Source organism: Fusobacterium sp. SYSU M8D902 (assembly GCF_040199715.1).
Lineage (GTDB): Bacteria > Fusobacteriota > Fusobacteriia > Fusobacteriales > Fusobacteriaceae > Fusobacterium_A.
Map to the genome: position 1 here is coordinate 59,217 of NZ_JBEFNA010000003.1, position 13,254 is coordinate 72,470.

12 protein-coding genes are annotated in these 13,254 nt (G+C 26.0%); 8 read left to right on the forward strand and 4 right to left on the reverse strand.

All coding sequences use genetic code 11. From position 1 onward, the window contains the following. The first annotated feature begins 155 nt into the window (after positions 1-155). Together ABNK64_RS02825 and ABNK64_RS02830 are read left to right on the forward strand one after the other, a co-directional pair. Positions 156-1,658: a DUF1846 domain-containing protein gene (locus tag ABNK64_RS02825; RefSeq protein ID WP_291255758.1), complete on the forward strand. Its 1,503-nt coding sequence runs from the start codon at positions 156-158 to the stop codon at positions 1,656-1,658. Between the two features lie 104 nt (positions 1,659-1,762). Continuing rightward, complete coding sequence (locus ABNK64_RS02830) at positions 1,763-2,800, forward strand: glycosyltransferase family 9 protein (RefSeq protein ID WP_349763393.1); 1,038 nt, start codon at positions 1,763-1,765, stop codon at positions 2,798-2,800. Positions 2,801-2,876: 76 nt separating this feature from the next. Here ABNK64_RS02830 and murI read toward each other — a convergent pair whose 3' ends face one another. From murI to ABNK64_RS02850, 4 genes are all read right to left on the reverse strand, one after another. Next, positions 2,877-3,668 (reverse strand): glutamate racemase, encoded by a 792-nt coding sequence (gene murI, locus ABNK64_RS02835; protein WP_349763394.1) that lies wholly within the window; start codon positions 3,666-3,668, stop codon positions 2,877-2,879. A gap of 24 nt (positions 3,669-3,692) precedes the next feature. Further along, a complete protein-coding gene (gltS, locus tag ABNK64_RS02840; RefSeq protein ID WP_291255761.1) occupies positions 3,693-4,880 on the reverse strand; it encodes a sodium/glutamate symporter in 1,188 nt (395 codons plus the stop codon). 303 nt (positions 4,881-5,183) lie between these two features. Further along, positions 5,184-6,062 (reverse strand): YegS/Rv2252/BmrU family lipid kinase, encoded by an 879-nt coding sequence (locus ABNK64_RS02845; protein WP_349763395.1) that lies wholly within the window; start codon positions 6,060-6,062, stop codon positions 5,184-5,186. A gap of 8 nt (positions 6,063-6,070) precedes the next feature. Next, positions 6,071-6,580 carry an Mn2+dependent serine/threonine protein kinase gene (locus ABNK64_RS02850; protein WP_349763396.1) on the reverse strand — a complete coding sequence of 170 codons (510 nt, stop codon included), beginning with the start codon at positions 6,578-6,580 and terminating at the stop codon, positions 6,071-6,073. Between the two features lie 144 nt (positions 6,581-6,724). Here ABNK64_RS02850 and ABNK64_RS02855 point away from each other — a divergent pair, with 144 nt between their 5' ends. From ABNK64_RS02855 to ABNK64_RS02880, 6 genes are read left to right on the forward strand one after another with little or no spacing between them, the layout of a single operon-like run. Next, positions 6,725-7,864: a glycosyltransferase gene (locus ABNK64_RS02855; protein ID WP_349763397.1), complete on the forward strand. Its 1,140-nt coding sequence runs from the start codon at positions 6,725-6,727 to the stop codon at positions 7,862-7,864. Further along, positions 7,861-8,859 carry a polysaccharide deacetylase family protein gene (locus tag ABNK64_RS02860; protein ID WP_349763398.1) on the forward strand — a complete coding sequence of 333 codons (999 nt, stop codon included), beginning with the start codon at positions 7,861-7,863 and terminating at the stop codon, positions 8,857-8,859. The genes ABNK64_RS02855 and ABNK64_RS02860 overlap by 4 nt, the downstream gene beginning before the upstream one ends. Continuing rightward, positions 8,856-9,962, forward strand: coding sequence for a glycosyltransferase family 9 protein (locus ABNK64_RS02865; RefSeq protein WP_349763399.1), 1,107 nt, complete (start codon positions 8,856-8,858; stop codon positions 9,960-9,962). The genes ABNK64_RS02860 and ABNK64_RS02865 overlap by 4 nt, the downstream gene beginning before the upstream one ends. 9 nt (positions 9,963-9,971) lie before the next feature. Next, on the forward strand, positions 9,972-11,003 hold the full coding sequence (locus tag ABNK64_RS02870; RefSeq protein WP_349763400.1) for a glycosyltransferase family 9 protein: 1,032 nt from the start codon (positions 9,972-9,974) through the stop codon (positions 11,001-11,003). A 1-nt stretch (position 11,004) separates the two neighbouring features. Further along, a complete protein-coding gene (locus tag ABNK64_RS02875) occupies positions 11,005-12,060 on the forward strand; it encodes a glycosyltransferase family 9 protein (protein WP_349763401.1) in 1,056 nt (351 codons plus the stop codon). After that, positions 12,057-13,244, forward strand: a complete 1,188-nt coding sequence (locus tag ABNK64_RS02880) for a glycosyltransferase (protein WP_349763402.1) — start codon at positions 12,057-12,059, stop codon at positions 13,242-13,244. The genes ABNK64_RS02875 and ABNK64_RS02880 overlap by 4 nt, the downstream gene beginning before the upstream one ends. Positions 13,245-13,254: the final 10 nt, after the last annotated feature.

The window sequence follows — 13,254 nt, forward strand, 5'->3', positions numbered from 1 at the left end:
ATTTGTCAAATAAAAATAATAAATGAGTTATATGTATACATGTAAAAATAAAGAAATAAATTCCAAAATAAAAAGAGAGTAAAAAAAGTAGAAATAATTTAAAATCTATGGTACAATATAAAGTCGAATAAATTTTAAAAAAAGGAGAAGCGAGAATGAAAATAGGATTTGATCACAATAAATACCTTGAAGAACAATCAAAGTATATTTTAGAGAGAGTTAATAATTATGATAAGCTTTACCTTGAATTTGGTGGAAAACTTATGTTTGATTTACATGCTAAAAGAGTTTTACCTGGATTTGATGAAAATGCTAAAATAAAAGTATTACATAAGTTAAAAGATAAACTTGAAGTAGTAATCTGTGTATATGCTGGAGACATAGAGAGAAATAAGATAAGAGGAGATTTTGGAATCACTTATGATATGGAAGTTTTTAGATTGATAGATGATCTAAGAGAGCATGAACTTCAAGTAAATAGCGTTGTTATAACAAGATATAATGATCAGCCTGCAACTACTTTATTTATTAACAAATTAGAGCGTAGAGGAATAAAAGTATATAAACATAGAGCAACTAAGGGATATCCAACAGATGTTGATACAATTGTTAGTGATGAAGGATATGGACAAAATCCATACATTGAAACAACTAAGCCAATAGTAGTTGTTACAGCTCCAGGACCTGGAAGTGGAAAATTAGCAACTTGTTTAAGTCAGTTATACCATGACTACAGAAGAGGGAATGCAGCAGGATATTCAAAATTTGAGACTTTCCCTGTATGGAATGTACCGTTGAAACACCCGTTAAATATAGCTTATGAAGCAGCAACTGTAGATTTACAAGATGTAAATATGATAGATCCTTTCCATTTAGAAGCTTATGGAGAGACAGCTGTAAACTATAACCGTGATGTAGAAGCTTTTCCACTATTAAAAAGAATTATAGAAAAGATAACAGGAAAGGAATCAATCTATAAATCTCCAACAGATATGGGAGTTAATAGAGTTGGATTTGGAATAATTGATGATGAGGTTGTTAAAGAAGCATCTAAACAAGAGATAATCAGAAGATATTTCAAAACTGGTTGTGAATATAAAAAAGGTTATGTAGATTATGATACATTCAAAAGAACACGTACAATAATGGATGCTCTAAATTTAAAAGAAGAGGATAGAAAAGTCGTAGAAGTAGCTAGAAAGAAATTAGAAGATATTAGATCTAAGCAAACAGAGCCTGCTTCAGCAATAGCTTTTGAATTACCAGATGGTCAGATGATAACAGGAAAGGCATCTCCACTAATGGATGCTCCATCAGCAGCTATCTTAAATGCTGTAAAATATTTTGCTGGAATAAATGATGAGATATTATTAATATCACCAGTAGTATTAGAACCAATTTTAAATTTAAAAGATAAAACTCTTCAAAGCAAGAATATAACTTTAAACTGTGAAGAGATTCTAATGGCATTGAGTATCTGTGCAGCAACAAATCCAATGGCACAAGTAGCTGTGGATAAATTGAGTATGCTAAAAGGAACACAGGCACACTGCACAAATATCGTAGGAAAAAATAATGAGCAAACTTTAAGAAAATTAGGTATTGATCTAACTTGTGATCAAGTATTCCCTACAGAAAATCTATACTATAATGACTAGAAATATTGGAAATATGAGGAAATTTATCCTCTATTTCCTTTTTTTATGGTTAAAAGTAGAAAAAAATGCTATAATCTGAATAGAAATCAATTGGAGGTAGAATTTTGAAAATATTAGTAATCAGATTTAAACAGATTGGGGATTCTGTCTTAGCAGCACCTATTTGTAATACTTTAAAGAATACATTTCCAGATGCTCAAATTGATTATGTTATCTATGAGCATATAGGCCCACTTTTTGAAAATCATAAATATATAGATAATGTAATAACAATTACAAAGGATGAACAGAAAAATATATTTAAATATATAAAAAAAGTATGGCAAGTAACAAGAAATAATTATGATATAATTATTGATATTATGTCTACACCTAAAAGTGAACTATTTACACTTCTATCACCTAAGTGTAAGTATAAGATAGGAAGATATAAAAAAAATAGAGGTTATACATATACTCATAAGATATTAGAACCAGTAGGAGCAAAGAACAAGATTGATAAGTTTTTAAAAATGTTGAAGCCTTTGGAAAAAGAGTATGATATAAAATATACTGAAGATTTTTCTATTGAAGTTACAGATCAAGAGAAGGAGTATATGAAAAAGAAAATGATAGATGCAGGGATTGATTTTCAAAAACCTGTATTAGCATTTGCTATAAATGCAAGAGTTCCTTCAAAAGTCTTCAATATAGAGAAGATGTTAGAGGTTACAAAGGAGATAATCAAAGAGTTTGAACCTCAGATAATATTCTACTACTCTCCAACTGAAAAGGAGTTTGCACTAGAAGCTCATAAAAAATTGGGAAATGATAAGCATATTTTTACAAATATAGAAACAAAAAGTATTAGAGAATTAGCAATGTTACTAAAAAATTGTGATATGTTCTTTGGAAATGAAGGTGGACCAAGACATATAGCACATGCAGTAGGAATACCTACATTGGTAGTTTGTAGACCAAATCTAGATGTAAAAGAATGGTTGATAGCTGGAGATAAAAACGAGCATATAGGACCGTTAGATATAGACCCTAATGCTTATTCATTAGAGGCAAGTGAACAGGAAAAGATGATGACTGTTGATTTAATTGTAGATAAATTTAGAAATTTCTACAATAAGAATGTAAAAAATAGTAGAATCTAAGAAAAAAATTAAGATTTATATAAAATAAAAAGAGTGTTACAAATTTTTGTTGTAGCACTCTTTTCAATAGGTTAATCTATTTTTCAACAGAGTAGATATTTTTAATGGAGAAACCTAAAAATTTTTCAGCTATACTTCTAAAAGAATCTATATTTCCAGAGATAAAGAAATCTAATGAACCTTTTTTTCTAGAGGAGTTAAGTAGCTCCTTTTTCTTTAAAAGCTCTTTTAAATCCATAGCTGTTTCTTTTGCTGGATCAATGATTGTTCCAGAGAAAAATTTTCTAATATCATTTTCAATGATAGGATAGTGTGTACAGCCCAAAATTAAAGTATCTGCAGATTTAGATAGTTTAGAGAGATGTTTTTTTAAAACCTCTTCACGATTAGGGTATAGCTCCCAACCATTTTCAATCATTGGACATAATTCAGGACAGCCCTCTTGGAATATAGAGAGACTACTTGAAAATTTATCTAACTCTTTGATATAACAATGAGATGATACAGTGAAAGGAGTGGCTAGAACATTAATTTTTTTGTTCTTTGTAACCTTTACAGCCCCCTTAGCACCTGGAGTTATAACTCCAATAATAGGGATAGAATACTCCTCAGTAAGTTTATCCAAAGCAGCAGCAGTGGCTGTATTACAAGCTATTACTACAGCTTTACATCTATTCTTAACAAAGAAATCCAATATTTTAGAACAGAGGTTTTGTATCTCTTCAATCGATTTTTCTCCATAGGGAGCATTACCACTATCACCATAATATATAATGTTCTCTTGGGGAAGGAGTAGAAGTATCTCTTTTAAAATCGTAGTTCCACCAACTCCAGAATCGAAAACACCAATACTTAAATTTTGAAACATTTTGATGCCCCCCTTAAATGTAGTTTATTTAAAAATATTCATAAAAAATGTAATTATTGTTGCATTTGTAAAATCTATAAATAGAGCTCCTACTAATGGAAGTACAAAGAAAGCTTTAGCAGAAAATCCATTTATAGCAGTAAAAGTTTCCATATTAGCCATAGCATTAGGAGTAGCTCCAAGACCAAAACCACAATGTCCAGTTGCAATAACAGCAGCATCGTAATCTTTTCCCATCATTCTAAAAGTGATGAAATAAGCATAAAAAGCCATAATTATTGTCTGTATAGTTAAAATGACTAGTAGTGGAATTCCTAAAGATACTAATTCCCATAACTTCATTGACATCAATGCCATTGCTAAAAACAGAGATAGAGAGACATTCCCTATTATAGCCATCTCACTCATAGGAAGTTTTTTCTTTTTAAAATCAGCTATATTTCTGATAATTGCAGCAATAATCATAGGACCAATATATGGTGGAAGAATAAGTCCATATTTTGCAACTAAAACAGGAATAAAGGAACCTATACCCATAGAGACAGAGATAATAACAATAGAGTCAAATAGAACACTTTCAGAGATACATCTAATACTATCATCAATGAAAGAGTTATGTTTTTCTACAACATCTTTAGGTTTAAGATTGTATTTTTGTAGAAGTCTTTTAGCAACAGGACCTCCAATTAAACAACCAGCTACTAGACCAAAGGTAGCAGAAGCAATAGCAACTGAAAAAGCACCCTCTGCACCAGCTTTTTCAAGTATAGGACCAAAAGCTCCAGAAGTTCCATGTCCACCTGTTAAGGGAACTGAACCAGCAGCAAGTCCAATATATGGATGTAATCCAAAAAATTTAGCTAAAAATACTCCAACTAGATCTTGAATAACAACAAGTATTGTTGCTGAGATTAAAAAAAGGACAACCCCTATACCACCCTTTTTCAAGAGTTCAAAGCTAGCTGAAAATCCAATAGTTGTAAAAAATACTATCATTAAAAAATCTTTTAATGTTCCATCAAAAGAGAAACTAAAAAGATTAAAATTATGCCCAATCAACATAAAGATTGAAAAGATAGTTCCTCCAATAACAGGAGCTGGAATAAAGAATTTTTCAAGAAGAGCAACTCTTTTTTTAATCTCCTTACCTATAAGTAGCAATATTACAGCTATTGCCAATGTTTCAGTCATATTAAATGTATATTCAAACATAAAAAACCTCCTAAGAATAAAAAATCTCTTAAGAAGAATATAACTCATTATGAGTTTAAAAGTCAATGATTTACTATATGCATTATTTTTATAAAACGAATAAAAATAATATATAATTGGAAAGGAAAATTACAATTTTGAATAAAATATAGAAAAAATTAATCATTTGAACTGTTTGAAAAGAGAAAAAAATATAAAGAGTGTTTTAAAATAGTTTTTTTTCTCATAATATAACTAATTTAATCAATGATTCATATATAAAAAATATAATTTTCTAAAAAAATATTAAACTGTTAAATGATATTAGAATATAAGTTTTAATCCTCTCTCTACACAAGTGATATGAATAGGAGATATAGGTCCAGTTTCTCCGTCAATATCAGACTTTATAGTAGGGTCAGAGTATTCAACTGTAAAGTTATTACTTTTAAAGTGAATAATATCCTTAGGTTTTTCAAGATGCTCTGATCTAAAAAATTCAAAGAATGAAAGAAGAGCTAGACGAAGATTCTCTCCTTTTAAGATTATGACATCTAAAAGTCCATCATTTATCTCACTTTTATATGATATATTTATATTTCCAGCAGTTTTTCCATTAAAAGTAAAGAAAATTAAGGCATTACCCTCATAGAAAAAGTCATCAGCTACCACTTTAATATTAAGCTTTCTTAGTGAAGGTAACTCCTTAATACCATTTAAGTAGTAAGCTAATTTTCCTAAAATATTTTTTAAATGAGTGGGAGTTTTTTGAGAAACATCTGTAAATACCCCAAAACTAAAGACATTTATAAAATACTTGTCATTTGCTTTTCCTAAATCAATCTCGTGGATATTTCCAGCTAGTATTTTATCACAAGCCTCCCCAATATTAGAAGGCATTTCTATAAATTTAGCAAAATCATTGGCAGTTCCAACAGGTAGAATAGCTAATGGAATATCCAGTTGCTTTCCTTTCATAAGATTGATAATTTGGTTGATTGTACCATCTCCTCCAGCTCCTAGAATATGGTGATAACTATTATCTAGATCTAAAAATGCATCTGCTAAATTTTGCTCCTCAGAGATTCTGAAGGGAATAATAGTATACCCCTTTGCTTGATATTTTTCAATAATTGTATCTAAGTTTTTTGTAACAATTCCCTCACCTGAGAATGGATTGTATATAAATTTTACTTTTTTCATAAAGCACCTCAATTAATGTTTAGATTTTTTTTAATCTCTTCGATTACCCAATCATCAACTTTTCCTTTCATTCTTCTAATTGCTTCATTAGTATTTCTTTTAAAAAATCTTACTTTACGATAATCTTCTAAGTCAAGAGCATAAATACTATTATTTATCACAAAAAAATTATCATAAGAGAGATCTCCACAATATATATTATTTTTAAAAAGAGTAGAAACTACTATAATAAAATTATATAGAATATCTTTATGCTGTTGCAAATATTTATCTAAAGGAATGCCATTTAATTTCTTAGTGGTAACAGAGTAATGTGAGTAATTTAAGATCTGAACTGTAGAAATATTTAATTTTTGTAGTTCTAAACTAATGAAATAAAAATTATTTCCAGGATATTTTCTAAGTCTAAAAAAATACTTGAGTCTGTTGATAAATTTAGGTTTAAAATTTTTAATAAATGTTTCATTATTTTCATCAAAATAAACAATAGATCTTTTCTGCTCACTAATAATCTTCATATAAACTCCCCGCTATAAAATATATTTAAATTATAGCATAAAAATACAAAATTAATATCAAATTTAGTAAATCTAAGTGAAAAATAATTAAAAATTTGGTATAATTTAAAGATAAAGGAAATATTAGTATTTAGGGAGTTATTGATGAAGAGAAAATTGATTGTTCACAATGGAAATATTTCAATCGGTGGTCAGGAAAAAATGTTGATAGAATTCTTGAAATTATTGGATCCTCAAAAGTATGAGGTATTATTATTGATAGAGGAAAATAATGGAAAGAGAAATGATTATATTGATGAGATTCCTAAGTGGGTGGAGTATAAATTTTTAACAACTGAAAGATTCATGAGTTGGATTGAAAAAAATAAAAAGAGTAAGAATCCATTAAGAAAGGTATTATACTCATTTTTATTAAAAATAAAGAAAAAAATATCAGCAAAGGAATTTGAAAAATATTTGAATTTTTCAGATATAATTATAGATTATGATATGGGATTAATGAGAAATTTACATAAAATAAATTTAAGAAACAAAAAATTAATTGGGTGGAGTCATGCTGGAGATGGAAGTTTACATAAAAACAAGAATAAAAGAAAAAATGTAGAGAGATATGACTACATAGTAACTATAAATGAAGTGATGAAAAATGGATATGAAAAAAATACTATTCATCCTCAAATATTAAAGATATATAATTTTATGGATTTTGATTTGATTTTAGAAAAAAGTAAAGAAGCTGTTGAAGAAAATTTAGGTGAATATATAATTTCTGTTGGTTCACTAACTGAAAATAAAAATCAAGCATTGTTGATAAAAAGTTTCTCAAGATTGAAAAAAGAAAAGAATATACTTGAAAAATTGGTAATTATTGGTGAAGGAAAAGAGAGAGAAAAATTACAAATGTTGATAAAAAATTTAAATCTGGAGAATGAAGTTTTTTTGTTGGGACAAAAATTAAATCCATATAAATATATAGCTAATTCAAAATTATTCGTTTTAACTTCAAAAAATGAAGGATTTTCATTAACTTGTATAGAAGCTATGATTTTAAGAAAAATGGTAATAGTAACAGAAACTAATGGAACACGAGAGATCTTAGGAAATAAATCTAATTATGGAAAATTAATTTCAGGAGATGAAACGGACTTATTAAATTTGTTATTTTTTTATTTGAAGAATGAAAATGAACGTAAAAAATATAAGGAAGAAGGATATAAAAGAGCTAAACAATTTGATAAAGGAAATGCAAAATTAGCAATAGAGGAGTTTATTGATAGAATATGAAAATTTATGTAGTAGGAGAGAGAAATATAGAGCTTGAAAAATTAAATAAGCAAAGAAATGAAATATTCTATGTTACTTTATTAGAAGGAATATTAAGATCTTTTTGTGGTAAAGGAAGGATAATATATTCGAAAGAAAAAAATGGAATTTTAGAATTTTGTCAAAAATTATTAAAAACACCTTATCTTTTTGGAGAAATTTCAAATATTTTAGAGTTTGAAAATCATTATTCTAGAATAAAAAAATATGAGATTCCAGTATTGATGTATCATCAATTTGTAGAAAATAAGAAAGATGGTGGAAAAATAAAGCTTTTTGTCACTAAAAAACAATTTGAATTACATTTAAGAATTTTAAAGTTTTTTAGATATGAAACAATAACTTTTGAAGATTTAGATAGAATAGGATTACAAAATAGATTTTATAAAAAATATATAATTTTAACAGTAGATGATGGATATAAAGATAACTATGAAATACTGTATCCATTGTTAAAAAAATATAAAATGAAAGCTGTTATATTTTTAGTCTCTGGATTAAATTATAACAAATGGACTATTGAAAGTAGTAATGAAAAGAGATTTGATTTGATGAATGACAATGAAGTTCTTGAATTACAAGAGAGTGGAACAGTAGAGTTTGGTGGACATACATTAACACACTTAAGTTTTTTAGATGCTGAAGAAGAAAAAGCTAAATATGAAATTGAAGAGGATAAAAAAATAACTGAAAATAGATTAAATAAAATATTAAAAGTATTTGCATATCCTTATGGACATAGAAAAGAAGAGACAAAAGATATGGTAAAAGAAAGTGGATATCTATTTGCTGTTTCTACTGATACAGGAAGCGGAATTATTACTGAGGATTTATTTGATATAAGAAGAACGGCTATTGATAAAACATCACTATTTGATTTTATAAGAAAAATTTCACCAGGATATTTACAATACAAAGCTAAAAAGTATAAAAATAAAAAGAGGAATAATATATGATAAGAAAAATAAATAGAATATTTCAAAACTATATGAGAGAAAAAAGATTAAAAATTGGAAAATGGTTGTGGGATAAAAAAAAGAATAAAGAACAGATAAAAGAAGGAAACTTTATTGAAAATAATAGTATAAAGTCTATACTTTTTTTAAGGTATGATGGAAAAATTGGTGATATGGTTATAAATACTCTGATGTTTAGAGAGATAAAAAAGAGATATCCTGATATTAAAATAGGAGTAGTGGCAAGGGAGGGAAATGCTCAGATAATAAAGAATAATCCCAATGTAGATAAAATTTATATCTATAAGAAAAATAGAAAAGAGATTTTAGAACTTTCAAAAGAGATAGCAGTTGAGAAATATGATTTGTTGATAGATTTTTCAGAGATGTTAAGAGTAAATCAGATGATGTTGATTAATAGATGTTGTGCTAGATTCAATATGGGATTGAATAGAGAAAATTGGGAATTATTCGATATAAGTTATAATTTTCCAATAGGTAGTTTTCATATAACAAAATTATATGAAAAAGTTTTAAATATATTAGGAATAGAAAATGCAAATTTAGAGTATGATCTGTATTTTAATAAAAATGATAAAATAAAAGTAGATAAGTTGCTAGAGGACTTGAAAAATAAAGAAATATTTGTATTGAATCCATTTGCTGCAAGTAAGCATAGAGAGATTAATAGAGAAAATATAAAAAAAATAATAGAATCAATTTTGGAAAAAGAGAATAGGATTATATTTATAATTGGAGAAAAAAGTAAAAAAAATGAAGTTTTAGAGATAGTTAAACTTTATCCAAAAAAAGTTTGTTATCCTGAGTTAGATAATATTATAGAGACAGCTTATTTAATAAGTAAATCTGATTGTGTAATAACTCCAGATACTTCAATAGTACACATTGCAGCAGCCTTTAAAAAGAAATTGATTGCAATATATAGAGTAGATAACTCTGATGAAAATAATATGAATAAAGAGTTGTGGGCACCTAATTACAAGGATGCTACACAAGTTTTCTCTTTAGATTTAGAGGTAAAAAAAGGTGAAGAACCTGATATAAATAAATTTGATATAGAAGAAATAAAAAAAGTATTATAGGGGTTTGGTATGGGAAAGATAAGAATTTTAAAAACTTCATATTTAAAAAGAAAAATTAAAGAATATCTAATAAAACTAAGTTTAGTAGATTATAGACTTCTAAGAAAAAAGAAGGAAAGTAAAAATTTATTGATTATAACATTGGATGCATTAGGGGATAATATAGTTAAAAGTAAAACTATAGAAATATTAACTAATGAATTTAGAAAAGAAAATACTTATATATTATGTAAAAACAAGTGGAAATCCATTTATGAGTTACAGGGTTATAAAAATATTTTTGTAGATGAAACTAAATGGAGTGTTTTTTATAAAATAAAACAGTATAGAAAACTAAATAGAATAGGTTTTAATACAGTAGCTATTATGAATCATTCATATATTCCAGAAGAAGCTGATTATATTTTATCAGGGGAAAAATATGATATGTCAGAAAATGTTGATTATATTTTAGATAAACATATAATCATTTTAAAAAAAATACTGGGAAAAGAATTTAATTTAGAAGATGTAAAACCAGATATGAGAAAATATTTTCTTGAAAGAAAATATAAAAATATAATCAGCATAGCAATAGGAACTGCAGATTATATAAAAACTCCAACATATTTAAACCTAAAAAAGTATATTCAAGAATTATTAAAGTATAAAAAAGAAATTTATGTATTAGGAAGTGGAGAGAAACAAAAGAAAATAGCAAAAAAATTAAAAGAAGAGATAAAATCTGATTTAATAATAGATTGTATAGATACATTGACTTTAAAAGAAGTGATCCAAGTAATTAAAGATTCAGAACTATTTATAGGTGGAGATTCTGGATTATATAATATTGCTTTTTCTTTAGGGGTAAATACAATATGTTTACATTGGAGTAAACAAAAAACACCATGGGAACATAAAGAAGAAAATATAAAAATATTGAAAGGAAAGGGTGGTAGAGAGTTTATTGATAAAAAATATGGTACAGATATTTTAAATAGTATAACTTTTGAACAAATTCAAGATTCAATAGAGAAATTAAATATATTAATGGAGAAATAAGATGATATTAAAAAAAGCTTATATTAGAGATTTAGTAAATAGTTCAGTAATAAATTTTATTTTTAAATTTTGTAATTTTAAAAATGATGGAAAAATAATAGTTAAATCTATGGATGGAATAGGAGATATTTTAGTAAGAAGTAAATTAGCAGATAAGATAATTGAAAAATATGGACATGAGAATGTGTATTTTTTGATGAAAGATCATTATAAAAATTTAGGTATAATGTTGGGATATAATGTAATAGGAATTCCAAGAAAATCAGAAAAAAATTTTTTTAAAAGATTGAAGTTAATGTATAAAATTAATAAAGATTATAGACCAAAAAAATATATAAATATTGAATTTGGTAATGATAGCATTATTGCTAATATTTTTGCTAAAGAAAAAATTGGAGTAGAAGACACTAATAAAATGGCAAAAGTATATAATAAATATTATACAAAAACATTTAATTTTTCAAAAAATAATAAGATTTTACAAAATATTAAAGAAATATCAGAAAATATCTTTGAAGAAAGAATCGAAATAGAGGAGATAATCCCAAATTTAAGCAGTAAATTTACTAAAAAAGAAAATGGAATTGTAGTTGCAGTTGGATCAACAGCTAGAGATAGAGTATGTAGTCCTAAAAGAATGAAAAATTATTTGCTAGAAGCAATAAAATATTTTCCTGAAGAAGAGATTATCTTGATAGGTAATGGAGAGTTACAAAAAAAATATGCGGAAGAATTAGTAAATGATTTACCACAGTTAAAAATAAAAAATATGGTAGATAAAACAACATTGGAGGAAGCGTTTAATATTGTTGCTAATTCTAAATTGTTCATAGGGTTTGAATCTGGATTATATAATTTTTGTTTTGTTACAAGAAAAAAAGGAATTGCTTTATTTAAAAATTTAGATGTTCCGTTTGCTCATAATGTTTCATGGTTGAAAATAGTAGGACCAAGTGAAGAAAGAATGGATGATTTTTATGATGAAAATTATCCAAATGAAAAAATAAATAATATATCTGTAGAAGATTTTAAAAAAGCGGTAGAGGAATTAGTATGAAAAAAAATATAATAATTAGAAGCGGTAGTTTAAGAATGGGTGGGTTAGAAAGAGTTTTAATAGAAGTTCTACAAACTATTGATAAAGAAAAATTTAATATAACTTTGATAATAGATGATGATTGTGGAGAAGATAATATTTTTGAAAAGGATATTCCCAAAAATATAAAGTATTATTTTTTAAAATCACAAAAATTAATAAATAAAACAGAATATTATAAAGAAAAAAGAAAAAATATAGTGTATAAATTAATGTATAACATATATATGAACTTTGAAACTTTTATTATGTGCAAAAATATGAAAAAAATATTAAAAGAAATAGGAAAAGTTGATGTATTGGTAGACTTTGATGCTGGAGCATCAAAGTATATAGATAAATTAGATGTAGGTAAAAAAATAGTCTGGATTCATAATTCAATTCCTAAGTTAAAAAAGAAAAAATCAAAGATAGAGAGATTTGGAAAAAGATTGGAAAAATATGATCAAGTTGTAGCAATCTGTGATGAGATGAAAGAGGAATTACAAGAAATATATCCAAAACTAAAAGGAAAAATAACTAGAATATACAATCCTTTTAATTTTGATAGAATTTTAAAATTGAAAGATAATATTGATGAATTAGATGAAAACAATAGAGAATTATTAAAAAATGATTACGTAATAGCTATTTCTAGATTAGATACAGTTCAAAAAGATTATTTAACTTTGATAAAAGCATTTAAGATTTATAGTGAATATAATAATAGTAAAAAGTTATATATCATAGGGGATGGACCAAGTAAGGTCGAAATAGAAAATTTAATAAAAGAATATAATATGGAAGATAAAATTCTTTTATTAGGAAGATTTAAAAATCCTTATATTTGGCTTAATAATTCAGATTTTTTTATTCATAGTTCAAAATATGAAGGTTTTGGATTGGTATTAGTAGAAGCTGCTTTTTTAAATAAATTAGTTATTTCTTCAAGTTGTCCAGTTGGACCTACAGAAATATTAGAAGATGGTAAAAGTGGAATATTATTTGAAACAGGTAATTATGAAGAATTAGCTAATATTTTGATAAAGTTAGAGAAAAAAGAGTTAATAAAAGAATTATATGTAAATAATATGGAAAAAAGCATATATAGATTTGACAAAAATTATATTATAAAAGATATTGAAACTTTAATAAATAACATATAAAGGAAATATA

What these genes read in the sequence shown, in the direction of transcription:
- ABNK64_RS02825 (WP_291255758.1), top strand. Translation starts at nt 156, where the DNA reads ATGAAAATAGGATTTGATCACAATAAATACCTTGAAGAACAATCAAAG.
- murI (WP_349763394.1), bottom strand. Translation starts at nt 3,668, where the DNA reads ATGTTTCAAAATTTAAGTATTGGTGTTTTCGATTCTGGAGTTGGTGGA.
- gltS (WP_291255761.1), bottom strand. Translation starts at nt 4,880, where the DNA reads ATGTTTGAATATACATTTAATATGACTGAAACATTGGCAATAGCTGTA.
- ABNK64_RS02845 (WP_349763395.1), bottom strand. Translation starts at nt 6,062, where the DNA reads ATGAAAAAAGTAAAATTTATATACAATCCATTCTCAGGTGAGGGAATT.
- ABNK64_RS02850 (WP_349763396.1), bottom strand. Translation starts at nt 6,580, where the DNA reads ATGAAGATTATTAGTGAGCAGAAAAGATCTATTGTTTATTTTGATGAA.
- ABNK64_RS02855 (WP_349763397.1), top strand. Translation starts at nt 6,725, where the DNA reads ATGAAGAGAAAATTGATTGTTCACAATGGAAATATTTCAATCGGTGGT.
- ABNK64_RS02860 (WP_349763398.1), top strand. Translation starts at nt 7,861, where the DNA reads ATGAAAATTTATGTAGTAGGAGAGAGAAATATAGAGCTTGAAAAATTA.
- ABNK64_RS02865 (WP_349763399.1), top strand. Translation starts at nt 8,856, where the DNA reads ATGATAAGAAAAATAAATAGAATATTTCAAAACTATATGAGAGAAAAA.
- ABNK64_RS02870 (WP_349763400.1), top strand. Translation starts at nt 9,972, where the DNA reads ATGGGAAAGATAAGAATTTTAAAAACTTCATATTTAAAAAGAAAAATT.
- ABNK64_RS02875 (WP_349763401.1), top strand. Translation starts at nt 11,005, where the DNA reads ATGATATTAAAAAAAGCTTATATTAGAGATTTAGTAAATAGTTCAGTA.
- ABNK64_RS02880 (WP_349763402.1), top strand. Translation starts at nt 12,057, where the DNA reads ATGAAAAAAAATATAATAATTAGAAGCGGTAGTTTAAGAATGGGTGGG.